At 72.1% G+C, this 21,264-nt stretch carries 27 protein-coding genes and 1 pseudogene; 15 read left to right on the forward strand and 13 right to left on the reverse strand.

All coding sequences use genetic code 11. From position 1 onward, the window contains the following. Positions 1-50 precede the first annotated feature (50 nt). Entirely contained in the window at positions 51-716 is a 666-nt protein-coding gene (locus tag ACTMTJ_RS40235) for a potassium channel family protein (protein ID WP_441224018.1), read from the forward strand. 2 nt (positions 717-718) lie between these two features. Further along, a complete protein-coding gene (locus ACTMTJ_RS40240; RefSeq protein WP_441224019.1) occupies positions 719-1,408 on the forward strand; it encodes a potassium channel family protein in 690 nt (229 codons plus the stop codon). Between the two features lie 280 nt (positions 1,409-1,688). Here ACTMTJ_RS40240 and ACTMTJ_RS40245 read toward each other — a convergent pair whose 3' ends face one another. The 4 genes from ACTMTJ_RS40245 to dut form a co-directional block, all read right to left on the reverse strand. Continuing rightward, on the reverse strand, positions 1,689-2,348 hold the full coding sequence (locus ACTMTJ_RS40245) for a DUF3159 domain-containing protein (protein WP_441224020.1): 660 nt from the start codon (positions 2,346-2,348) through the stop codon (positions 1,689-1,691). A 2-nt stretch (positions 2,349-2,350) separates the two neighbouring features. Next, a complete protein-coding gene (locus ACTMTJ_RS40250) occupies positions 2,351-2,731 on the reverse strand; it encodes an OB-fold nucleic acid binding domain-containing protein (protein ID WP_441224021.1) in 381 nt (126 codons plus the stop codon). A 109-nt stretch (positions 2,732-2,840) separates the two neighbouring features. After that, entirely contained in the window at positions 2,841-3,602 is a 762-nt protein-coding gene (locus ACTMTJ_RS40255) for a DUF3710 domain-containing protein (protein WP_441224040.1), read from the reverse strand. Next, positions 3,599-4,108 (reverse strand): dUTP diphosphatase, encoded by a 510-nt coding sequence (dut, locus tag ACTMTJ_RS40260; RefSeq protein ID WP_441224022.1) that lies wholly within the window; start codon positions 4,106-4,108, stop codon positions 3,599-3,601. The genes ACTMTJ_RS40255 and dut overlap by 4 nt, the downstream gene beginning before the upstream one ends. A 43-nt stretch (positions 4,109-4,151) precedes the next feature. On the opposite strand from dut, the gene ACTMTJ_RS40265 reads away from it, so the two are divergent. Beyond that, complete coding sequence (locus ACTMTJ_RS40265) at positions 4,152-4,610, forward strand: DUF3093 domain-containing protein (protein WP_441224023.1); 459 nt, start codon at positions 4,152-4,154, stop codon at positions 4,608-4,610. A 118-nt stretch (positions 4,611-4,728) separates the two neighbouring features. Here the strand turns inward: ACTMTJ_RS40265 and ACTMTJ_RS40270 are convergent, their stop codons facing one another. Together ACTMTJ_RS40270 and ACTMTJ_RS40275 are read right to left on the reverse strand one after the other, a co-directional pair. Then, positions 4,729-5,505 (reverse strand): hypothetical protein, encoded by a 777-nt coding sequence (locus ACTMTJ_RS40270; RefSeq protein WP_441224024.1) that lies wholly within the window; start codon positions 5,503-5,505, stop codon positions 4,729-4,731. A gap of 13 nt (positions 5,506-5,518) precedes the next feature. Next, the gene (locus ACTMTJ_RS40275; RefSeq protein ID WP_308713777.1) at positions 5,519-5,815 is read right to left on the reverse strand and encodes a DUF4193 domain-containing protein; all 297 of its coding nucleotides are present in this window, start codon (positions 5,813-5,815) and stop codon (positions 5,519-5,521) included. A 308-nt stretch (positions 5,816-6,123) separates the two neighbouring features. Between ACTMTJ_RS40275 and ACTMTJ_RS40280 the strand changes: the two genes are divergently transcribed. Further along, the gene (locus ACTMTJ_RS40280; RefSeq protein WP_441224041.1) at positions 6,124-6,651 is read left to right on the forward strand and encodes a LytR C-terminal domain-containing protein; all 528 of its coding nucleotides are present in this window, start codon (positions 6,124-6,126) and stop codon (positions 6,649-6,651) included. Between the two features lie 13 nt (positions 6,652-6,664). Here ACTMTJ_RS40280 and ACTMTJ_RS40285 read toward each other — a convergent pair whose 3' ends face one another. Continuing rightward, a complete protein-coding gene (locus tag ACTMTJ_RS40285) occupies positions 6,665-7,462 on the reverse strand; it encodes an inositol monophosphatase family protein (protein ID WP_441224025.1) in 798 nt (265 codons plus the stop codon). Positions 7,463-7,791: 329 nt separating this feature from the next. On the opposite strand from ACTMTJ_RS40285, the gene ACTMTJ_RS40290 reads away from it, so the two are divergent. Beyond that, positions 7,792-9,417 (forward strand): RNA polymerase sigma factor, encoded by a 1,626-nt coding sequence (locus ACTMTJ_RS40290; RefSeq protein WP_441224026.1) that lies wholly within the window; start codon positions 7,792-7,794, stop codon positions 9,415-9,417. Between the two features lie 246 nt (positions 9,418-9,663). After that, complete coding sequence (locus ACTMTJ_RS40295) at positions 9,664-9,903, forward strand: DUF7455 domain-containing protein (protein ID WP_173041975.1); 240 nt, start codon at positions 9,664-9,666, stop codon at positions 9,901-9,903. A gap of 617 nt (positions 9,904-10,520) precedes the next feature. Here the strand turns inward: ACTMTJ_RS40295 and ACTMTJ_RS40300 are convergent. The 3 genes from ACTMTJ_RS40300 to ACTMTJ_RS40310 form a co-directional block, all read right to left on the reverse strand. Then, entirely contained in the window at positions 10,521-12,239 is a 1,719-nt protein-coding gene (locus tag ACTMTJ_RS40300; protein WP_441224027.1) for a DEAD/DEAH box helicase, read from the reverse strand. A gap of 106 nt (positions 12,240-12,345) precedes the next feature. Beyond that, positions 12,346-12,924 (reverse strand): trimeric intracellular cation channel family protein, encoded by a 579-nt coding sequence (locus ACTMTJ_RS40305; RefSeq protein WP_441224028.1) that lies wholly within the window; start codon positions 12,922-12,924, stop codon positions 12,346-12,348. A 33-nt stretch (positions 12,925-12,957) separates the two neighbouring features. Then, complete coding sequence (locus ACTMTJ_RS40310) at positions 12,958-13,176, reverse strand: DUF3039 domain-containing protein (protein WP_441224029.1); 219 nt, start codon at positions 13,174-13,176, stop codon at positions 12,958-12,960. Between the two features lie 76 nt (positions 13,177-13,252). On the opposite strand from ACTMTJ_RS40310, the gene ACTMTJ_RS40315 reads away from it, so the two are divergent. Both ACTMTJ_RS40315 and ACTMTJ_RS40320 read left to right on the forward strand, forming a co-directional pair. After that, complete coding sequence (locus tag ACTMTJ_RS40315) at positions 13,253-14,158, forward strand: pseudouridine-5'-phosphate glycosidase (protein ID WP_441224030.1); 906 nt, start codon at positions 13,253-13,255, stop codon at positions 14,156-14,158. Continuing rightward, positions 14,158-15,030 (forward strand): carbohydrate kinase family protein, encoded by an 873-nt coding sequence (locus ACTMTJ_RS40320; RefSeq protein WP_441224042.1) that lies wholly within the window; start codon positions 14,158-14,160, stop codon positions 15,028-15,030. The genes ACTMTJ_RS40315 and ACTMTJ_RS40320 overlap by 1 nt, the downstream gene beginning before the upstream one ends. Here ACTMTJ_RS40320 and ACTMTJ_RS40325 read toward each other — a convergent pair. Continuing rightward, positions 15,027-15,371: a DUF3099 domain-containing protein gene (locus ACTMTJ_RS40325; RefSeq protein WP_441224031.1), complete on the reverse strand. Its 345-nt coding sequence runs from the start codon at positions 15,369-15,371 to the stop codon at positions 15,027-15,029. The two genes, ACTMTJ_RS40320 and ACTMTJ_RS40325, sit on opposite strands and share 4 nt — an antisense overlap. A 77-nt stretch (positions 15,372-15,448) precedes the next feature. Here ACTMTJ_RS40325 and ACTMTJ_RS40330 point away from each other — a divergent pair, with 77 nt between their 5' ends. Next, positions 15,449-15,736, forward strand: a complete 288-nt coding sequence (locus ACTMTJ_RS40330; RefSeq protein WP_441224032.1) for a hypothetical protein — start codon at positions 15,449-15,451, stop codon at positions 15,734-15,736. After that, the gene (locus ACTMTJ_RS40335) at positions 15,733-16,044 is read left to right on the forward strand and encodes a ribbon-helix-helix protein, CopG family (protein ID WP_441224033.1); all 312 of its coding nucleotides are present in this window, start codon (positions 15,733-15,735) and stop codon (positions 16,042-16,044) included. Before ACTMTJ_RS40330 ends, ACTMTJ_RS40335 begins: the two co-directional genes overlap by 4 nt. Positions 16,045-16,050: 6 nt before the next feature. Here the strand turns inward: ACTMTJ_RS40335 and ACTMTJ_RS40340 are convergent, their stop codons facing one another. Beyond that, positions 16,051-16,617 carry an HhH-GPD-type base excision DNA repair protein gene (locus ACTMTJ_RS40340; protein ID WP_441224034.1) on the reverse strand — a complete coding sequence of 189 codons (567 nt, stop codon included), beginning with the start codon at positions 16,615-16,617 and terminating at the stop codon, positions 16,051-16,053. Between the two features lie 206 nt (positions 16,618-16,823). Between ACTMTJ_RS40340 and ACTMTJ_RS40345 the strand changes: the two genes are divergently transcribed. From ACTMTJ_RS40345 to dtd, 5 genes are all read left to right on the forward strand, one after another. Further along, positions 16,824-17,360, forward strand: a complete 537-nt coding sequence (locus ACTMTJ_RS40345) for a helix-turn-helix domain-containing protein (RefSeq protein ID WP_441224035.1) — start codon at positions 16,824-16,826, stop codon at positions 17,358-17,360. A gap of 88 nt (positions 17,361-17,448) precedes the next feature. Then, positions 17,449-18,588: a PQQ-dependent sugar dehydrogenase gene (locus ACTMTJ_RS40350; protein WP_441224036.1), complete on the forward strand. Its 1,140-nt coding sequence runs from the start codon at positions 17,449-17,451 to the stop codon at positions 18,586-18,588. Positions 18,589-18,604: 16 nt separating this feature from the next. After that, the gene (locus ACTMTJ_RS40355) at positions 18,605-19,021 is read left to right on the forward strand and encodes a cupin domain-containing protein (protein ID WP_441224037.1); all 417 of its coding nucleotides are present in this window, start codon (positions 18,605-18,607) and stop codon (positions 19,019-19,021) included. Continuing rightward, on the forward strand, positions 19,022-20,485 hold the full coding sequence (locus ACTMTJ_RS40360) for a DUF7782 domain-containing protein (protein ID WP_441224038.1): 1,464 nt from the start codon (positions 19,022-19,024) through the stop codon (positions 20,483-20,485). Positions 20,486-20,489: 4 nt separating this feature from the next. Next, positions 20,490-20,912 carry a D-aminoacyl-tRNA deacylase gene (gene dtd, locus ACTMTJ_RS40365; RefSeq protein ID WP_441224039.1) on the forward strand — a complete coding sequence of 141 codons (423 nt, stop codon included), beginning with the start codon at positions 20,490-20,492 and terminating at the stop codon, positions 20,910-20,912. 240 nt (positions 20,913-21,152) lie between these two features. Here the strand turns inward: dtd and ACTMTJ_RS40370 are convergent. Beyond that, positions 21,153-21,264 (reverse strand): annotated as a pseudogene (locus ACTMTJ_RS40370) (IS481 family transposase); the annotation flags it as partial.

A 21,264-nucleotide genomic window follows, 5' to 3' on the forward strand; every position in this document is an offset into this window, starting at 1 on the left:
GAGGCGATCACGTGGGAGGCTTCTCCTGGGAACGAGAGGAGAGTCACGGGGTGCACGTCGTGATCATGGGGTGCGGGCGGGTCGGCTCCACCCTCGCGCACAACCTGGAGGCGCGCGACCACACGGTCGCGGTGATCGACCAAAACGCCGACGCGTTCCGGCGGCTGGGTCCGGAGTTCGGTGGGATCACGGTGACCGGCATCGGCTTCGACGGCGACGTGCTGCGCGAGGCCGGGATCGAGCGCGCCGACGCGTTCGCCGCGGTGTCCAGCGGTGACAACTCCAACATCATTTCGGCCCGCCTGGCCCGAGAGACGTTCGGCGTCTCGCGGGTGGTCGCCCGCATCTACGACCAGAAACGCGCCGAGGTGTACGAGCGGCTCGGCATCCCCACGGTGGCCACCGTGCGGTGGACGGCCGACCGCATCCTGCGCCAGCTCGTGCCCGAGGGCACCGTCGAGATCTTCCGCGACCCCACCAGCACCGTGTCGATCATCGAGGTGCCGCTGCACAAGGAGTGGTACGGCCACTCGGTCAAGCAGCTGGAGACGACCACCGGCACCCGGATCGCCTACCTGACCCGCTTCGGCATCGGCACGCTGGCCTCCGGCTCGACCATCCTCCAGGAGGGCGACCAGGTGTTCATGCTGGTCACCGACGACATCGCGGAGCGCGTGAGCATGGTCGCCGGCACCGCACCGGAAGGGGGCCGGTAGCCATGCGGGTCGCGATCGCCGGAGCCGGCAACGTGGGTCGCTCGATCGCCCAGGAGTTGATCGACAACGGCCACCAGGTGATGCTCATCGAGCGCCAGCCGAAGATGCTCCGCCCGGAGAAGGTGCCGGCCGCCGAGTGGGTGCTGGCCGACGCGTGCGAGCTGGCCAGCCTCGAGGAGGCCGCGCTCTCCAGCTGCGACGTCGTCGTGGCCGCCACCGGCGACGACAAGGTCAACCTGGTGGTGTCGCTGCTGGCCAAGACCGAGTTCGCGGTGCCGAGGGTGGTCGCCCGGGTCAACCGCGCCGAAAACGAGTGGCTCTTCACCGAGCAGTGGGGCGTCGACGTGGCGGTCAGCAAGCCGCGCGTGATGGCCGCACTGGTCGAGGAGGCGGTGACGGTCGGCGACCTGGTGCGGCTGATGACGTTCCGGCAGGGCGAGGCCAACCTCGTCGAGATCACGCTGCCGCCCACCGCGCCGTACGTCGGCCACCCCGTGCACGCGGTGCCGCTCCCCCGCGACGCGGCGCTCGTGGCCATCCTGCGCGGCAAGCGGGTGCTCGTGCCGGGCCCCGACGACCCCATCGAGGCCGGCGACGAGCTGGTCTTCGTCTGCACCGCCGAGGTGGAAGACACCGTCCGCGCGGTCATCCTGGGCGCCGACAGCGTCGAACGCACCCGAGGCGGCGGCTAGGCCCAGGCCCTGTCCCGGCTCTGTTTCAGGGGACAGAAGACTTGGGCTACCGCGATGTCCGCCGTGGTCCGGACCGCTGCTCCCGCGGCCTCGCCCTCCGCGCCTGGTCACGCTCACCCCAGCGGCTGCGCCGAGCCCGGCGGGCCCGGCCGAGGCCTTGCCTGCACCCACGGAGTGGCTGTCGCCCTGAGTAACCGCCGCCGCCGTGCGCGCGGCTCAAGATTCGAGATCTATGCCTACGGTTCTCTCGTCCCTTGCACCGACCAGGGCATACTCGCGGTCAGGCGGGGGCGGCCTCGGTCTCGGGCGCGTTGTTTCTGGTCTCGCGGCGCACGGCCCAGACCGTGAAGGCGAGCAGCAGCAGATACGGCGGGTAGCCGAGCACGAGGCGGGCGACGCCCAGCGCCGTGTCCTGGTCGGCGAGGTAGAGCGCGGCCTGCACGCCCACCTTGGCCAGCCACACCACGCCCCACAGCACGGTGAGTCGGCTGAAGAGGCGGATCAGCTTGGGATCGGTGCGCCACTCGGCCTTGCCGCCGGCCACGATCACGGACCAGATCCAGCCCACCAGTGGCTGGCGCAGGGCGACCGAGGCGAGCAGCGCCAGCCCGTAGCCGATCCCGTACAGGATGCCGGGCAGGTAGAAGTCCTTTTCGTCACCCGTGCGCCACGCGATGAACGCGCCGACGCCCACGCCGAACAGCCCGTTGACCGCGTGGCGGATGGGGCGGCGCTGGATCAGGCGGAGCACGGCGATGGCGACGGCGATGCCCACCGAGGCGATGAGTGCCGGGTTGAGATCGGCGATGACGTTGACGAGGACGAACACCACGACCGGCACGCTCGACTCGACCAGGCCCCGCCAGCCACCCAGCTGGTCGGCCATCTGCTCGGCGAAGCTGGGCAGGCGTTCCTCGTCTTGCTCCGGCTGCGTCGTCATGTCTATCGAGGCGCTTCCAGCTCGTAGTACGGGTTGTAGATGACTTTACGGTCGTCGCGCACCGCGACGCGACCGCGCGCCGTCAGCTGCCGGCCAGGCTCGATGCCGGCGATGTGCCGGCGGCCGAGCCACACCAGGGTGACAACGTCACTGCCGTCGTACAGGTCCGCCTCCAGCGTGGGCAGGTTGGTGCGTGGAGTGTAGACCACGGTACGCAACCGGCCGGACACCGATACGAGCTGGCCCCGGCGACACATGCCGGCCAGCGTGGAACCGGACTCTGCGCTCTCCCGCTGAAGCTCCTCCGCGTCGAGCTCGGCCTCGCTCGCCGTGAGTCGCTGGAAGAACCGGCGTACCGAAGATGGGGTGTGGTCGGTCGCCATGACCTTGGGGTCAGCCTCCTCGACAAGCCCGGCGCCCGCCCGCCGGGTTCGTCCAAGGGTACGCGCCCCCGGACCACACGTCGATCGACGTCGGTCGACCCTAGGGGTCCTAGGTGCGGCGCGGGCGGGGGGACGGCCTGCGGCGCGGCGGCTGGCTCGGCCCGGATCCGTTGACCGGCGGAGACGCGTCGTCGGGCGGCTCGGGAGCCGACCCGGCGGCCTGCTGGGCCTGGGCCTGGTCGGCGAGCTCCTTGGGCAGGCGCAGCGGGAGCGGCTCGCGCACCGGCTTGGCCTCGTGCCCGCGGTCGACCACCAGCCCGTGCATGCATTCGGCCAGCGGGCCCGCGGCGGCCGGGTCGACCGCCACACCGCCCTGGAAGACGCCGCGGACCATCCACCGCGGGCCGTCGACGCCGACGAAGCGCAGGTCGGTCAGCCCATCCGGGGTACGCACGCGGGCTCGCAGCTCGACGCCGTACTCCCCGTCGACCTCCTCGGCGGCCACGCCGTCGTCGAAGAGCGACTTGCGGATCTCGGCGCGCACCTCCTCCCAGATGCCCTCGGTCCGCGGCGCGGCGAAGACGCCCAGCTGAAGGGCGTTTTCCCCGTGCACGAGCACGACCTGCTGCACCACACCGTCGGGGTTGGCCTGCACCCGCACCTCGACGCCGTCGACCGCGGGGATCTTGAGGCTGCCGAGGTCGAGCCGCTGCACACCCTCCGGGGCCTCGGTCACGTCGTACGGGCCGACGCCCGGCACCGCCGGCTCCGCCTCGGCCGGCTGCTCGTTGTACCGCTCCGCGCGGGCGCGGCGCTGACTGTTGTCCCGCGCGTGCCGCCCGCCGCCCTCTCGCCGTCGCGAGAACATCAGCGCACCTCCCCAACCAGGCCCGAGTGCCCACCCGTCGAACCGTGCCCGCCCGCGCCGCGACTGGAGTCGGTCAGCTCGTCGACCGCCTGGAAGGCGGCCCGCTCCACCCGCTGCACCACGAGCTGTGCGATCCGGTCACCCCGCGAGATCTTCGCGGTGGCGGCGCGATCGTGGTTGACCAGGTTGACCATGATCTCGCCGCGGTAGCCGGCGTCGACCGTGCCGGGCGCGTTGAGCACCGTCACGCCCAGCCGCGCGGCGAGGCCGGAACGCGGGTGCACCAGACCGACGAACCCCTCCGGCAACGCAATCGCCACACCGGTGCGGACCAGCGCCCGCGCACCCGGCGCGATCTCCACGTCTTCGGCTGCCACGAGGTCGGCACCCGCGTCGCCGGGGTGGGCGTACGCGGGCAGTGGCAGGTCCGGGTCGAGCCGGCGCACCGGTACGGGCACAGCGTCGGTCACGTCTGTCTCTTTCGTTCGCGTGGGCGTTGCCGGGTCCATCCTGCCGTGTCGTGCTCGGCGCCCGGGACGTACCCTCACCCTCGTGGAGGAGTATGCCGAACGCCTGACCGTTCCATGGTGGCTGTGGCTGCCGGGTCTCGCCGCCGCAGGCCTCCTCGCGGCCGAGATCTGGATGGGCTCCACCGGGGTGCGCGCGTGGCTTCCCTTCGTCGTGCTGCTGCCGCTGGCGGCCGCCGGCCTGTGGTGGGTGGGTCGCATCCGGATCCGGGTGGCCGGCGGCGAGCTGCATGTCGACGACGCCCACCTGCCGGTGCGCTTCGTCGCCGACGCGGTGCCGCTCGACGTCTCGGGGCGCCGCGAGGTGCTCGGCGTGGGTGCCGACCCGCTGGCCTTCGTCGTGCAGCGGCCGTGGGTCGGCGGCGCCGTGCAGGTGGTGCTCGACGATCCGGCGGACCCCACGCCGTACTGGGTGGTCAGCTCCCGTCACCCCACCAGCCTGGCGGCCGCGCTGCTGGCCGCCCGCGACACCGCCCGCCGGTAATCCTGGCCCTCGCTCCGCGAGGGCGGCTCGCGCGCCTTGAAGCCGGCCTGTAAACGCCAGTCGCTCCGGTCGCTGCGCTCCCTACGCTTGGTGGCGTCTGCGGCCGGCGGCGTGCTCGCTAGTCGCTGACGACCTGGCCCTCGATCGCGCCCCGGCCACGCCGCCGCAGGTCGTCGCGGATGCGGTCGCCGAGCGCCTGGGTCGCCCGCCGGTTGAGGTAGCCGGCCACCGCCGCACCGGTCAGCATCGGACCGAGCGTGGTCAGGTTGCGGCCGAAGCGGCGTAGCAGCCGGTCGCGTAGCTCCTTGCGGGCCGCGGTGCCGAGCACCGCGCCGATGCCGACGCCGGGCGTCAGCGGGTTGAACCCGCGCTGCTGGGACCAGGCGTGCACCAGGTGCATCGCGCGCTGGGCGCCGACACCGGGCACTGGCTGCCCGTACACCTCTTGGAGCTCGCCGATCAGCTTGATCTCGACGGTCACCACGGCGACCGTCTCGGCCGCGAGCAGCACGGGCGCGGTCAGCAGGGTGGGCGTGGCAGCCCATTCGACGGCGGCGATCCCGCCTCCGGCGGCGCCTACGCCGGCCGTGACCCGGCTGGCGTTGCGGACGAGCCGCTCGGCGAGTGCCTCGCCGTCCAGGCCGTCGTGGTGGCGGCGGAGCGTCTCCAGGTCGCGGACCGGGATGTGTGGCGCCACATCGGCCACGGTGTCGGCCATCCAGCGGACGGCGACCTTGGGCCGGAACATCGTGCCAATCCGCCGGACGGGCACCTGGCTGGCGATCCGCCGCAGGAGCCGCTTTCGCTCGCCTTTGGGCACACTCTCCTCGCTGAGCTCGGCTATCGCCTTGCCCAGCTCAGGGTCCACCCGGGACTCCGGCTCTCCGTCCGTCACAGCGCCGCCCTGGTCAGGCGCACTCGGTGCAGATCAGCTCGCCGTTCCGCTCGTACGCCAGCTGGCTCCGGTGATGCACCAGGAAGCAGCGGGCGCAGCGGAACTCGTCCTGCTGCATCGGCAGCACCTTGACGGTCAGCTCCTCGTCGGCGAGGTCGGCTCCCGGCAGTTCGAAGCTCTCGGCAACCTCGGCTTCGTCCACGTCCACGGCACCCGACTGTGAGTCGGTGCGCCGTGCCTTGAGCTCCTCCAGGCTGTCCTCGCCGAGGTCGACCTCGTCGCGACGCGGGGCGTCGTAGTCGGTGGCCATCGGTTGTCACTCTCCCGTTCGTGTGTCGCTTCCGGATGTAACCCGGACGACGATGTTTCTGTGCCCAACTGCGGGCGGCGTACCTTACCGCCCCGCGGGCGAGGCATGTATACCGCCCCTGTGGGATGCATGTACGCCCCCGCGCGCGAAGTTGTTCCCAATGTGACTCAGGCGACACGAAGATAGGGGTACCCGCGTCCGGCACACCGTCAACACACCGGCGACTCGACCCGATTCGCGGCTTTGCGCGCCTCCGTCCGCGAGATGAGCGACCAGGCGCTAACCTCACCGGCATGACCTTTGCCCGAGTGCGAGCACTCGTCGTTGTCGGCGTACTGGTCGTGTTCGCGCTGGTCTTTGTCGCGGTCGCGCTGGTGCGCGACTCGCAGGGCGGCGAGGCCCCGGCGGCCAGCTGCCCCGAGGGTTGGCCGCAGGCCGACCTCAAGCTTCGCGAAGCCAAGGACATCAAGATCAACGTCTACAACGCGACCGACAATGTTGGCCTGGCCGATTCGGTGGCGGAAGACTTCGCCGGCCGCGAGTTCCAGGTGAAGAAGAAGGGAAACGACCCGAAGAAGAAGGCCGTCGAAGGTGTCGCCCTCCTCCGCTACGGGCCGAAGGCCGTGGGCTCGGCCCAGGTGCTCCAGGCGTTCTTCCTGGGCAAGGCCGAGACCGAGGGCGGTTACGACCCGAAGCGCGAAGACGACGTGGTCGACGTGGTGCTCGGCGACCAGTTCCAGCAGCTGGCCACGCCCACCGAGGTCAACCAGTCGCTGGTCGACCTGGGCAGCCCCCAGCTCCCGCCCGGCACCTGCGCCGCGAAGACGGAGGCCTGAGCGCCGGCGAGCCCTAGGGGCCGCCGGCGGCGTCCATCTCGGCCAGGCGGTCGTGCAGCGGCTTGAAGAGAGCCGGCGGCGCGGCCACCACCATGTCCAGCCCGGGCGGCGCGCCGCCGAGCCCGGCGACCACCAGGCCGGCCTCGGTCGCGACAAGTCCGCCGGCGGCGTGGTCCCAGGGGTTGAGGCCCTTCTCGTAGAACGCGTCGAGCTGGCCGCCCGCGGCCGCACAGAGGTCGAGTGCCGCCGAGCCGAAGCGCCGGATGTCGCGCACGTGGCCGAGCAGCCCGTGCAGCACACCCGCCTGGTGCACCCGCCTGGCCGGGTCGTACCCGAAGCCGGTGCCGACCAGGGCCTGCCCGAGCTCGGTCTGCGGCGAGCCGTGCAGCCGCTCGCCCGCCCGGTAGGCGCCGCCGCCCAGCGTCGCGGTCCACTCCGCGCCGGTCGCCGGGTTGCGCACCACGCCGGCGACCACCTGGCCGTCTACCTCGGCGGCGAGCGAGACGGCGTACTGCGGGAGGTCGTAGAGGTAGTTGACCGTGCCGTCGATCGGATCGAGGATCCACCGCACGTCGCCACGGGCTCCGCTCGCGCCGTACTCCTCGCCCAGGACCACGTCGTGCGGCCGGCGCGCGCGGAGCGCGTCGACCACCTGGCGTTCGACGGCGCGGTCCGCGGCGGTCACGACGTCGGTGTCGGTGCTCTTGGTGGTGACGCCGGAGACCCCCTCCACGCGCATCCGGCGAGCGGTCTCGCCCGCCTCCCTGACGATCTCCACGGCGATCGCGAGCAACTCGGCCGCGTCCGGCATCCGGTCCCCCCAACGTGGGTCTTTCGTTTGGACCCTCGGCCCCTCGAAGATCCGAAGAGACCGGCCCTCGAAAACGGCGCTCGGCCCGTATCATCCTGTCAGAGCCTCGAAAAGACCCTTTGCGGCGGCCCCCGGAGCCGCTCCCCCGGCGTGCGCCGCGGGATGATCGCCGCAGACAGCGTTACAATTCACGCTGCCCACCGCGACGCGGACCGTCACCGCCCGGACGGCCCACGAGACGGGGGCTCCCACAACAAACCGGCCAGCTCTTCACCTTGTGCTGTGCTGACCGGTTGGCCGCGTCGTTCATCGCCTCCGGAAGGTCATTCGTGACAGAGCCTCGCCACACCGGCGCCGACGTTCGCTCGATCACCGACTCTCTGATCGCCCACGCCGAGAGTGCCGGCGGCCAGCTGACCTCCGCGGAGGTCACGCAGACCGTGGAGGCCGCCGCGGTGACCCCGGCAGAGGCGAAGAAGATCCTGCGCGCCCTCGCCGAGCGAGGCGTAACCGTGGTGTGGGACGGCTCCGTCAGCACCCGCCGCCGCGTCTCCGCCGCGCGGTCCGCGACCCCGGCGTCGAAGGCGACCACCGCCAAGGCGACGAAGACGGCGGCCAAGAAGGCGCCGGTGCCCAAGCCGGCACCCGCCGAGGAGGCCACCGTGACTCCGCTGAAGAAGGCCGCGCCCGCGGCCGACGCACCCGCCCGCCCGGCGAAGGCCGCCAAGGCCGCGAAGGCGGCCGCCAAGCCCGCCGCCGACGGCGCGCCCACCACGGGGCCGGCCAAGGCGGTCAAGGGCGCCAAGGCCGCGGAGGGTGGCGAGCAGCCGGCCGACGGCACGGCGCCCGAGGGCGAGGTCGAAGACATCGATCCCGAGACGCTGGCCGCCGAGATCGAAGACGTCGTGGTCGAGGAGCCGGCCGAGCTCGCCCAGGCAGCGCAGGCCGACGCCACCGCCGACAGCAACGACTTCGAGTGGGACGACGAGGAGTCCGAGGCGCTCAAGCAGGCTCGCCGCGACGCCGAGCTCACCGCCTCCGCCGACTCGGTCCGCGCCTACCTCAAGCAGATCGGCAAGGTCCCCCTGCTCAACGCGGAGCAGGAGGTCGAGCTCGCCAAGCGCATCGAGGCCGGGCTGTACGCGGCGGAGCGCCTGCGCGCCGCCGAGGAGGGCGAGGAAAAGCTCCCCACCCAGATGCACCGCGACCTGAGCTGGATCGGGCGCGACGGCGAGCGGGCGAAAAACCACCTCCTCGAGGCCAACCTGCGGCTCGTGGTCTCGCTGGCCAAGCGGTACACCGGCCGCGGCATGGCCTTCCTCGACCTCATCCAGGAAGGCAACCTCGGCCTCATCCGCGCCGTCGAAAAGTTCGACTACACCAAGGGCTACAAGTTCTCCACCTACGCCACCTGGTGGATCCGCCAAGCCATCACCCGCGCCATGGCCGACCAGGCCCGCACCATCCGCATCCCGGTGCACATGGTCGAAGTGATCAACAAGCTCGGCCGCATACAGCGTGAGCTGCTCCAGGATCTGGGCCGCGAGCCCACCCCGGAAGAGCTGGCCAAGGAGATGGACATCACACCGGAGAAGGTGCTGGAGATCCAGCAGTACGCCCGGGAGCCCATCTCGCTCGACCAGACCATCGGCGACGAGGGCGACAGCCAGCTCGGCGACTTCATCGAAGACTCCGAGGCCGTGGTGGCGGTCGACGCGGTCAGCTTCTCGCTGCTCCAGGACCAGCTCCAGCAGGTGCTCCAGACGCTCTCCGAGCGGGAGGCCGGCGTGGTCCGGCTGCGCTTCGGCCTCACCGACGGCCAGCCGCGCACGCTCGACGAGATCGGCCAGGTTTACGGCGTGACACGCGAGCGCATTCGCCAGATCGAGTCGAAGACGATGTCAAAGTTGCGACACCCGTCGCGGTCCCAAGTGCTCCGCGATTACCTCGATTGAGGGACGATAGTCAACAGAGCGTGTCGCTTTGAACACCACGCGTACATCACGACGTGGTCATCTCGCCGTTGCCCAGATGTGATCGTTGACGTGGCACCCTTGTCGCACGGCACACTGTCGGTACCCGGGTGTGACCTCGGTCCCCAGAGGGCACTCCGGGAAGGCAGCACCCCCGGTGGGTGTTGGACGATAGGTGAGCAACGACCGAAGAACGTGTTCATCGGTGACGACCAGAGGAGGAAGGCGATGACCCCGACCCTCACGCCGCCGCCCGAAACGGCGGCCCCGCCAGCCGCCGATGAACGGTGCGACCGCTGCAACGCGGCTGGCAAGCTGCGCATCACCCTCGCGGGTGGGAGCGAGCTGGTGTTCTGTGGGCACCACGCGAACAAGTACGCCGAGGATCTCGTGAAGATCACGGTTCAGTTCGTGTCCGACCCGGAGTTCACCTGGCGAGGCGCCGAGCTGATGGCCAACCCGAACTGACGCGAGTTCGAGCAACAGCACAAACACAGACGTAGACCGGCCGGAGGAGGTGTGCCTCCGGCCGGTTCTGTGTCTCTTGGTGGGATTTCGCTCAGAGCGAAACTCACTGCCTTCTTCGCCCGCGCCGGTGTGGCTCGGCCTTCGCGCGCCGTGAGCTCCATGGTTACGGGCACTCCTGGCTGTCGAGCTGCCCGCACAGACGGGGCGCCTTGCCGCGGAGGCCGACGAGCTCGGCCTACTCCGAAACCGGGGCCCGCCACCAGCGGACGGGTGAGGCAGCGCGGGACCCAGGGCAACGAAGCTCTGTTGGCGATCTCCGGCCGGCTGCCCGGCAACAGGCATTGTGGACGAACACCCCTGCACTGCGCCGCGCATCCGCCGGGGCAAAGCGGTGACCGCGGCCGAACGCGAGGGTGAGCCGCGGGAGCAGCGGACCAGAGCATGGCCAACTTACGGTCCGGACCACGACGGGCGTCGCGGCGGGCTTGCGGCGCGGACCTGGCAGCGCGGGTCGGGGATCTCGGCGAGCGCCAGCTCGCCGCCGACCCGCGCGTACTCCGGCGGGAGCAGCGGTCAGCGGCTGACACGGACCCGGGCAACTCGAGCTTCAGGCACACCTAGAGCGTCTGGACCGTGGCGATGCGCTCCTCGAGCTGCTCGATCGTGGCTTGCGCGCTCGGTGGGCCGCCGCAGAGGCGGCGGAGCTCGGCGTGGATCTTGCCGTGTGGGAGGCCGGTGCGGTGGTGGTGGGCGTTGACCAGGGAGTTGAGCTGGCGGCGTAGGGCGATCCGGCGCTCGCCCGCCGTGCGTGGGCCGGCCGGCTGGGCGGGCACCGTCGCCGCCGCGGGAGCCGCGGACCTCGTGCGGCGTTGGGCGGCCAGCTGGTCGGCCTGGCGCTTGCTGAGCAGCATCGACACCTGGTCGGCGGTGAGCAGGCCGGGCAGGCCCAGGTACTCCTCTTCCTCGGGCGTGCCGGCCTGTGCGCCGGTGCCGAACGAGGCGCCGTCGAAGATGACCTGGTCGAGCTCGGCGGTGGCGGAGAGCGCCTCGAAGCGCTTTTCCAGCTCGCCGCTCGCCTGCTCGTTGCGCTGGGCGCGCTCCAGCAGGTCGTCGTCGAGGCCGTCGGGGTGCTTCGGCTCGCCGAGCACGTGGTCGCGCTCGGCCTCCATCTCGCTCGCCAGGCCGAGCAGGTGGGGCACGCTCGGCAGAAAGACGCTGGCGGTCTCGCCGGGGCGGCGCGCGCGCACGAAGCGGCCGATCGCCTGGGCGAAGTAGAGGGGGGTGGAGGCGCTGGTCGCGTAGACGCCGACGGCCAGGCGCGGGATGTCGACGCCCTCGGAGACCATCCGCACGGCCACCAGCCACCGCTGCTCCGACGCGGAGAACGCGGCGATGCGCGCCGAGGCGCCCTGGTCGTCGGAGAGCACCACGACCGCCTTTTCGCCGGTCACGCGCTCGATCAGCCGCGCGTACGCCCGAGCGTTCTGCTGGTCGGTCGCGATGACCAGCCCGCCCGCGTCGGACATGCCGCCGGCCCGGAGCACCTGGAGGCGCGCGTCGGCCGCGCGCAGCACCTGGGGCATCCACTCGCCGGCCGGGTCGAGGGCGGTGCGCCACGCCTGTGCCACGAGATCCTGGGTCATCGGCTCGCCCAGCCGCGCGGCCAGCTCGTCGCCCGCGCTGGTGCGCCACCGGGTCTCGCCGGAGTACGCCAGGAAGATCACCGGCCGGACGACGCCGTCGCGGAGGGCGTCGGAGTAGCCGTACACCGAGTCGGAGCGGGAGCGCTGGAGGCCGTCAGAGCCCCGCTCGTACGTCACGAAGGGGATCGGGTTGTCGTCGGACCGGAACGGCGTGCCGGTGAGCATCAGGCGCCGCACGGCCGGCTCGAAGGCGGCCCGCACGCCGTCGCCCCACGAGCGGGAGTCGCCGGCGTGGTGGATCTCGTCGAGGATGACCAGCGTGCGGCGGGTCATCGTGCGGCGGCGGTGCACCTGGGGCGCGACGCCCACCTGCGCGTACGTGACGACGGCGCCGTGGAAGTCGGCCGACGAGTGGATGTCGGCGTTGCGGAACGTGGGGTCGAGCTGGATGCCCACCCGCCCCGCCGCGGCCGCCCACTGCGCCTTGAGGTGCTCGGTCGGTGCCACCACGGTGACCGCCTCGACCGTGCCGTCTAGGAGGAGCTCAGCCGCGATGCGCAGCGCGAAGGTGGTCTTGCCGGCGCCGGGCGTGGCCACCGCCATGAAGTCTTCTGTGCGACGGCGCAGATACTCCACCATCGCCTTGCGCTGCCAGGCCCGAAGCGGTGGAAAGTCGTCCAACGCCAGCCGCACCCGACACCCCCCTCGGCACACAAGAAATCGCCCCCGCGCGTCGGCGCGAAGGCGGTCTTCAGCATAACCTCGCGGGGGCCCCGGTGGCTGCCAGCCGCCACACGCGTCACACCCCTTGCGGCGGGAGAGGGGCACTCCACTTGCGCAGGAGCGAGATCAGGCGCAGTCCGAAGACGAGCGTCGCGGGTGCGAGCAATACCACGTTGTGGTGCGTCTCGACGCGCTCGAGCGCGACGACCGCGACCGCGCCGGCGAGCGCGGCCACCGCGTAGATCTCGCGCCGCAGGACGACCGGGATCTCGCCGGTGAGCAGGTCGCGGCCGAGGCCGCCGCCGATGCCCACGAGCATGCCGATCAGGCACGCGCCGGCGGCGGGCACGCCGGCGTCGAGCGCCTTGAGCGTGCCCGTGACGGTGAAGAGGCCGAGCCCGGCCGCGTCGAGCACCAGCACGGTGCGGCGCAGCCGGGCGAGCTGCGGGTGGAGCCAGAAGGTGGCGGTGGCCACGACGGCGGCGACGGCGGGGTAGCGCCAGTCGGCGAAGGCGAGCGGCGGCACGACGTCGATCACCAGGTCACGGAGGATGCCGCCACCGAGCGCGGCGACGAAGCCCACGAAGATCACGCCGAACAGGTCGAGGCGCTTGACGACACCGGCCGACGCCCCGGAGGCGGCGAAGACAGCCACCCCCACGAGGTCAGCGATGAGCAAGGTGGCCGGTCACGCCCGCATCGACTCGTAGATCTCCTTGCACGCCGGGCAGACCGGTGAGCCCGGCTTGGGCGCCTTGGTGACGGGGAACTTCTCACCACATAGTGCGATCACGAAGGTGCCCATGACCGCGCTCTCGGCGATCTTCTCTTTACGGACATAGTGGAACATCTCAGGACCAGTATCGGCATCCTTGAGATCCGGACGCTCGAGAACCTCAGTGCTCACGGCTTATGACACCTCCAGCCGTCTAGTTTCCCACCTCAGCGGCGAGCGGTCCAACGCGCCACATACGGTAGTGATCGTGACGGACCTTCACATCCGGGTAGGCCCCGAGGTCGCCGAGGCCCTCCGCGCCGGCCAGCCCGTCGTGGCTCTGGAGAGCACCATCGTCGCACACGGCCTGCCCCGCCCGGACAACCTTCGGGTGGCCCGAGAGATCGAGCAGGCGGTACGCGCGACCGGCGCCGTACCGGCCACGATCGGCATGATCGGCGGCGTGCTGACCGTCGGGCTCGACGACGCGCAGCTGACCCGCCTCGCCACGGCCGACGAGGTGGCCAAGCTCTCAGTACGCGATCTCGCCGTCGCCGCCGCGGCGGGTGCGGACGGCGCCACCACGGTCGCCGCCACGAGCGCGGTCGCCGTCGCCGCCGGCATCCCGGTCTTCGCGACCGGCGGGCTGGGCGGGGTGCACCGCGAGGCCTTCGACGAGTCGAACGACCTCGTCACGCTCGCCCGTACCCCGATCACCGTCGTCTGCGCGGGCGTCAAGTCGATCCTCGACGTGGGCGCCACGCTGGAGCGGCTGGAGACGCTCGGGATCACCGTGCTCGGGTACGGCACCCGCCGCTTCCCCGGCTTCTACATCACCGACGCCGGCTTCGACCTCGACTGGTCCGTGGACACGCCCGAGCAGGTGGCTGCCGTGATGGCCGCCCGGCGCGAGCAGGGGGTACACGGCGGCGGCCTGGTCGTCGCCAACCCGCTCCCGCTCGACGAGCAGCTCGACCCCGACCTGCACGACCGCACGCTCGCCGAGGGCCTCGACAAGCTGCACAGCGAGGGGATCACCGGGAAGGCGGTGACGCCGTTCCTGCTCGCGTACTTCCACGAGGCGACCGGGGGCAGGAGCCTCACCGTCAACGTGCGCATCATCCTGCGCAACGCCGAGCTCGCGGGCCGCGTCGCGGTGGCGGCCGCCGCTTGATCCTCGTCGTGGGCGACCTTGTCACGGACGTCGTGGCGGCCCTCGACGGCGCACCCGCGACGGGCACCGACACGGGCGCGCGGATCCGCTTCGCCGGCGGCGGCCAGGGCGCCAACACCGCCGCGTGGCTCGCCGCGCGGGGCACGCCGGTCACGCTCGTCGCCGCGGTGGGCGACGACGAGCCGGGCCGCGCCCGCGTGGCCGAGCTGGCCGCCGCGGGCGTCCGCTGCGCCGTGCGCGCCCACCCCGGCACCCCCACCGGCACCGTGATCGTCCTCGTCCACGACGGCGAACGCACGATGCTCACCGACCGCGGCGCCAACCTGCTCCTCTCCCCCGCCGACGTCGACGCCGCGCTGGCGGCCGCGCCCGAGACCCGGCACGTGCACGTGTCCGGGTACCCCCTGCTGGACCCGGCCTCCCGCGGGGCCGGCCTCCGCGCGCTGGCCGCGGCCCGTGACCAAGGGCTGACCACCAGCGTCGACGCGGCGTCCGCGGGCCCGTTGCGGCACGCCGGGGCCGCCTTCCTCGACTGGGTACGAAACGCCGACCTCGTCCTCGCGAACGTCGACGAAGCCGCCGTGCTGGCCGGCGACACCGACCCGGTCGCACAGGCCCGCGCGCTGGCGGCCGTGGCCACGCACGCCGTGGTCAAGAGGGGCCCGGAGGGCGCGGTGTGGGCCGGCCCGGACGGGATCTTCGAGGCGCCCGGCCGCCGCGTGACGCCGGTGGTGGACCCGACCGGCGCGGGCGACGCCTTCGCCGCGGGGCTGCTGGCCGCCTGGGTGGCCGGCGCCGCACCGCCGGACGCGCTGGAGCGGGCGGTGGCGCTCGGCGCGGAGGCGGTCACCCTGCTCGGCGCCCGCCCCTAATCGGCGTCGATCGTCTTCGGTGGGGGTGCGTCCGTAAGCGCCTGCCGGGGGGTCTCGTCCGCCTCCGGCTCCCGGTGCCGGAAACGGTGCTGCTCCTTCGGCGGGCGGTCGTTGGCCAGGATGACGGCCACCCACGGGATCAGCACCATGCCGAGCAGACAGAGTGGCAGCCAGAGCCAGAGCAGCGGCGCCTTGACACCCACCAGGATGGCGGCGACCAGCAGGCAGACACCCCGGATGGACATCATCAGGACGTACCGCACCTGGCGGCTGCGCAACTGCTCCGCCTGGCTGCGGTCGGCGTCGGTGATCAGGATCGGCCGCGCGGCCTTTCGCTTCACCCGTCCATCCTTCCACTCGCTTCACCGGCGCGATTTTCGCCCGGCCCGCGTGTTACGTGCGTGGTACGCTCGGCCGCGTGGGCAGCAGGTTCAGCTTCACCGAGGAGGGCCTGGCCAACCTGCGGCTCTACGAGGTGACTCCGGGCGAGGTTTGGGAAGCACTCCACAGCACGCGCCGGATCATCCGGCACCTGGGCGACGACGTCATGGTGGTGTACGCGGCGACCGGGCGCGCGCGGCGGCTCGCGATCCTGCTCATCGAGGCCGATCGCGGCGACAACGACTGGGATGTGCTTTCCGCTCGCGACCTGACCGACGTCGAGTCCAAGCGGTACGACGAGGCACAGCAGGGGTGGCGACGATGAATAGAAACGACGCGATCAAGCAGTTCCACGAGGGCGGCGACCGGCTCGCCGAGCTGATCGACGAGGGGCAGCCGGCCGAGCTGCCAGCCCCCGACAGTGACGTGCCCATGGTGAGCCGATCGGTGCGCCTACCCGTCGACACCTACGAACGGGTGCGCGAGGCCGCCGAGGCGCGGGGCATCGGCGTCACCACCCTGATGCGGCAGTGGATAGAGGCCGGGTTAGCCGACCTCGACGAGTCGGCCACCGTGTCACTCGCCGACGTGCGCCGCGCGATCGCCGCGCTGGCCCACCCGCACGCCGCCTGAAACCGGCTACTTCTTGGCGGCCGCCTTCATCTCCTGCTTGTACTCGCGCACCTTCACCAGAGCCGCGGCGTCGACGATGTCCGCCACCGACTTGTACGTGCCCTCCGGGCCGTAGCCGCCGGCCGCCTCGCGCCAACCCTCGGGCCGCACGCCGAACCGCTTGCCCAGCAGCGCCACGAAGATCTGCGCCTTCTGCTTGCCGAATCCGGGCAGCGCGCTCACCCGCTTGTACAGATCCTTGCCGTCGGCGGCTCCGGTCCAGATGTTTTCCGCCTCACCGCCATACGTGTCGACGACGATGCGGCACGCCTCCTGCACCCGCGCGGCCATCGCCTTCGGAAAGCGGTGTAGCGCCGGCGGGGTGGCGAAAATGGCGGTCAGCGCCTCCGGGTCGAAGTCGGCAAGCTCCTCCGCGGTCGGCTCGTGCCCGAGGCGGCGGCTCAGCTCGTACGGCGCGGAGAAGGCGCGCTCCAGCGGAAACTGCTGGTCGAGAATCATGCCGACCAACAGGGCCAACGGGCTTCGCTGGAGCAGCTTGTTGGCTTCGGCGTCGATGGGCAGGTTGAGCGTCATGCACCCCATCCTGCCCCAAAACGCACGCCCGCCGGGGGCTGGTGCCCGCGGCTCCACTATGGAAAGCGCTGTGTGAGCACGCTCGCCGATCTCGGGGAGGTAATCTCACGCAGTCGACAATGTGGCAGGTCGTCCCCTATGCGGGGGCCGCATGCGTACCGGGGGCGCGGGCGGGGATGGCGGACACCACTGGACAGGAGGCTCCCGTGAGTAGATACGTCATAACCATCACGCCCGACAACGACGGCGCGGCCGGCGCCGCGACAGCACACACCACCGTGCGGGTGGACATTTCCACCGGACAGACCCGCATCACCGAGCTGACCGTGCGGGCGGCAAGCGGTGGCGGGCTCGCCCCGGCGGACCTTCCCCCCGTCGACCTTGACCTGCTCGTCCGCGCGCTCGCCGCGCCCACGCCCACGCCGCCGCCGGCGCTGCCGCGGGTGGCCGAGGCGGTCGAGGACGTCGCGCCCGCGCCGCGCCGCCGGGCGCGCAAGACCGCGGCGAAGAAGACCGCGGCGAAGGCCACCAAGTCGGCGGCCAAGAAGGCGACGAAGCGGGCCGCGGATGACGGCGGCACCCGCGCGTACCGGCGGATGCCCGAGCCCGACCAGGTCATGGACGTCTACCGGGAGACCGGCTCGATCACCGCGGTCGCCGAGCACTTCGGCGTGCCCCGGCACACCGTCGCCGGTTGGGCCCGGCGGCTACGCGCGCAGGGACACGCCATCGGTCGGCAGTAATCTTTTCCTCGGCCTTTCGCCCGGTTCTGGTGCGATTGAAAGCGCCCGTTCCGGTGCGATCGGAAAAGCCGACGAGAGGGGCACGACCGTGCGGAAGACCGTGGTGGCGCTGGCCCTGCTGGCGACCCTGACCGCGTGCTCGGGCGACGACGGTGACGGCGACGGCGGCGAGGACACCCTCCCGACCCAGCCGGCGCCCACCGTGCCGACGCCGACCGCGTCCGGCGGGGCCAGCAGCACGCCCGGCGGCCCGCCCGACCTCGGCGCGCCGCAGCAGGTGGCGAGCGGGCTCGACGTGCCGTGGGGGATGGCGTTTCTGCCGGACGGCGACGCGCTCGTCGCCGAGCGGGACACCGGCCGCATCCTCCAGGTGTCGCCGGGCGGCGGCCAGGCGCGGCGGGTTTACGAGGTGCCGGGCGTCGACGTGGGCGGCGAGGGCGGGCTGCTGGGCCTCGCGGTCTCGCCCGACTATGCCCAGGACCGGTGGGTGTACGCATACCACACGTCCAACTCCGACAACCGCATCGTGCGCTTCCGGCTCGACGGCAACGCCCGGCCCGAAGTCGTGTTCGACGGCATCCGCAAGGCGGGCAACCACAATGGCGGGCGCATCAAGTTCGGGCCGGACGGCATGCTCTACGCCGGCACGGGCGACGCGGCCAACACCGCCTCGTCGCAGGATCCCGACAGCCCCAACGGCAAGATCCTGCGCCTGACGCCGGAGGGCGATCCCGCGCCGGGCAACCCGCGCGCCGGCTCGCCGGTGTACACGATGGGCCACCGCAATGTGCAGGGCCTGGCGTGGGACAGCGCGGGACGCATGTACGCGACCGAGTTCGGCCAGAACCGCCTCGACGAGGTCAACCGCATCGAGCCGGGCAAGAACTACGGCTGGCCCGACGTGGAGGGCGAGGGCGACACGCGAGACGGCCGGTACACCAACCCGATCGTCACCTGGTCGACCGACGACGCCTCCCCGTCCGGAGCGACGATCGCCGGCGACACGCTCTACGTGGCGGCGCTGCGGGGCGAGCGGCTCTGGACGGTGCCGCTGAACGACGGCCGCCCCGGCGAACCCCGCGCGGAGCTGCGCGACCGGTATGGCCGGCTGCGTACCGTCGAGGTCGCTCCCGACGGCGCCCTGTGGCTGGCCACCTCCAACCGCGACGGGCGTGGTGACGTCCGTGACGGTGACGACCGCGTCCTCCGCCACCCCGCGCGGCCGTAACCGCCAGAATGGGCCAGTGACCTCACCACCACGACCACCGCTCGCCGAGCAACTCGACCTGGCGCCCCATCCGGAAGGCGGGTGGTTTCGCGAGACCTGGCGCAGCGACCACACGTTCGAGCCGGACGGCTACGGCGGGCCGCGGCGGGCCGCCACCGCCATCTACTTCCTGCTCCACCCCGGCGAGCAGTCGCGGTGGCATGTGGTGCGTTCGGACGAGCTGTGGCTGTGGCACTCCGGTGGCCCGCTGGAGCTGCGCATGCGCGGCAGGGAGAATGCCGTCCTGGGCAACGACATCGCCGCCGGCCAGCGGCCGCAGGTGCTGGTGCCGGGCGGCGTGTGGCAGGCGGCCGCGCCGGCCGGTGACCAGCCGGTGCTGGTCAGCTGCGTGGTGGCGCCCGGCTTCGACTTCGCCGACTTCCGGATGGACTGAATGCTTTTCACCGACAAGGGCGTCGAGCAGCTGCGCACCGCTCTGACTGACTACACAGCCAGCGGCATCGCCGACCGCCTCGGCCCGGCGGCCACCGCGGCCGTGTCGCGCAACGACTTCCGGGCCGCGATGCGCGCCACCGCCGACCGCGACCCGCTCGCCACGCTCATCCGGCTCTTCGTGTGCGGGCAGACCGAGCCGGCCGCCGCGGTGGAGGCGGCGTTCGCGCCACTCCCCCTCGCCGACGCGCTCGCCGCGGGACTGGTGGTGCCGGACGGCGACGGGCTGCGGCAGGGGCTCGACCTCGAGGCGTACGGCGACTCGTGGTGGGTCGTCGCCGACCTGCCCGCCGCCGCGCACCCGGGCGTGCCGCTCGCACCCGACCACGTGCTCGGTGTCGGCGGCGCCTCCACCACGCTGGCCGGCGCCACGATCCGCCGCCCGGTCGGGTCGGCGCTCGACCTGGGCACCGGGTGCGGGGTGCAGGCCCTTCACCTCTCCCAGCACGCCACCACGGTCACCGCCACGGATGTGAGTGAGCGGGCACTCAGCTTCGCCGCCACCACCGCCGCGCTCAACGGCCTTTCGTGGGAGCTGCTCCGCGGCGACATGGTCGCACCGGTCGCGGGGCGCCGTTTCGACCTGGTGGTGAGCAACCCGCCGTTCGTGGTGGGTCCGGGCACCGCCACACACGCCTACCGCGACTCCGGCCGCCCCGGGGACGGCCTGAGCGCCGAGCTGGCCGCCGCCGCGGCCGGTCTGCTGGCCGAAGGCGGCACGATGCAGTACCTGGCCAACTGGGCGCACGTCGCCGGCGAGGAATGGGCCGACCGGGTGGCCGGCTGGGTCGCCGGCACGAGCCTCGACGCGTGGGTGATCCAGCGCGAGGTGGCCGATCCGGTGTCCTATGTGGACCTCTGGCTGGCCGACGCGGGCGAGCCGCACGACCCGGTCCGCAAGGCCGCCTGGCTCGAATGGTTCGACGCCCACAAGATCGAAGCCGTGGGCTTCGGCCTGGTCACCCTCCGCCGCTCGGGCGCCGACGACCCGGTGGTCCGGGTCGAAGACCTGCGCCAGCAAGTCGCCGGCCCGCTCGGCGCGCAGGTGGCCGCCTGGTTCGACCGCCAGGACTTCCTCCGGGTACGCGACGCGGCCGGCCTGCTCGCCGAACGGTACAAGGCCGCCGACGGTCTCCAGCTACGGCAGGAGGCCACGATGGGCCCCGAGGGCTGGGCCGTCGACCGGCAGGTGCTCGCCATGCCGCAGGGGCTGCGCTGGAGCGAGGAGGTCGACCCGCTGGTGCTGGCCCTGGTACGCGGCTGCGACGGCCGCGTGCCGCTGCGCGACCAGATCGCCGTGCTCGCCGTGGCACACGAGGTCGCGGAAGACGACCTCGCCGACGCGGCGGTGCCGATCGTCGCCCACCTTGTCGAGCGCGGCGTCATCACGCCGGTGGGGAGCTGACCCGGTGCGCGCCGTGGTGCAGACGGTCGGCCGGGCCAGCGTCACGGTCGACGGCGAGGTCGTCGGCGAGATCATGGACGGCCTGCTGGTGCTCCTCGGGGTCACCCACTCCGACACGCCCGCGATCGCCGACACGATGGCCCGCAAGGTGTGGGAGATGCGCATCCTCGACGACGAACGGTCCGCGTCCGACGCCGGTGCGCCGATATTGGTGGTAAGCCAGTTCACCCTTTACGGGGACGCCCGCAAGGGCCGCCGACCGACGTGGATCGCCGCGGCGCCGGCCGAGGTGGCCGAGCCGCTGGTGACCGACTTCGTGAAAGCACTGGAATCCCGCGGCGCGACGGTGGCGACCGGCCGATTCCGCGCCCACATGCTCGTCGAAAGCGTCAACGTCGGCCCGCGCACGGTCATCTTGGAGATGTGAGCTACCGCGACGCCAGCGCGCGCGTCGCCGTCGTCGAGGATGGCGAGCGCAGTCAGGTAGCGCAGGGCGCCTGCACCACCCGTCGTGGTCCGGCCCACTGCCACTCACCGTAAGTGTTGCCGAGCACGCGGCAGGAGATCAAAACGGGGCTTCATCGCCCTGAGTAACCACCGCGCCGTGCACGCGGCCCAAGATTTCCAGATCTTGGAGAGTTAGGGCGCCATACCAACCCCAACTCTCCTAGATGTTGTGTCCGGAGAGGTTGGGTACGCGGCTGGCGGGTGGGCCGCCGATGGCGGTGTGGTGTCGGTGATGGTTGTACATGTGGAGCCAGTGGGGCAAGGCGGCGCGG

It is taken from the genome of Phytohabitans sp. LJ34, assembly GCF_052068095.1.
In the GTDB taxonomy this organism is placed as follows: Bacteria; Actinomycetota; Actinomycetes; order Mycobacteriales; family Micromonosporaceae; genus Phytohabitans.

Bases quoted from the DNA above. Each gene is read 5' to 3' on its own strand.
- ACTMTJ_RS40295 (WP_173041975.1), top strand. From the start codon at position 9,664: ATGACCCCGACCCTCACGCCGCCGCCCGAAACGGCGGCCCCGCCAGCC.
- ACTMTJ_RS40250 (WP_441224021.1), bottom strand. From the start codon at position 2,731: ATGGCGACCGACCACACCCCATCTTCGGTACGCCGGTTCTTCCAGCGA.
- ACTMTJ_RS40335 (WP_441224033.1), top strand. From the start codon at position 15,733: ATGAATAGAAACGACGCGATCAAGCAGTTCCACGAGGGCGGCGACCGG.
- dut (WP_441224022.1), bottom strand. From the start codon at position 4,108: ATGGACCCGGCAACGCCCACGCGAACGAAAGAGACAGACGTGACCGAC.
- ACTMTJ_RS40285 (WP_441224025.1), bottom strand. From the start codon at position 7,462: ATGCCGGACGCGGCCGAGTTGCTCGCGATCGCCGTGGAGATCGTCAGG.
- ACTMTJ_RS40360 (WP_441224038.1), top strand. From the start codon at position 19,022: ATGCTTTTCACCGACAAGGGCGTCGAGCAGCTGCGCACCGCTCTGACT.
- ACTMTJ_RS40275 (WP_308713777.1), bottom strand. From the start codon at position 5,815: ATGGCCACCGACTACGACGCCCCGCGTCGCGACGAGGTCGACCTCGGC.
- ACTMTJ_RS40340 (WP_441224034.1), bottom strand. From the start codon at position 16,617: ATGACGCTCAACCTGCCCATCGACGCCGAAGCCAACAAGCTGCTCCAG.
- ACTMTJ_RS40245 (WP_441224020.1), bottom strand. From the start codon at position 2,348: ATGACGACGCAGCCGGAGCAAGACGAGGAACGCCTGCCCAGCTTCGCC.
- ACTMTJ_RS40240 (WP_441224019.1), top strand. From the start codon at position 719: ATGCGGGTCGCGATCGCCGGAGCCGGCAACGTGGGTCGCTCGATCGCC.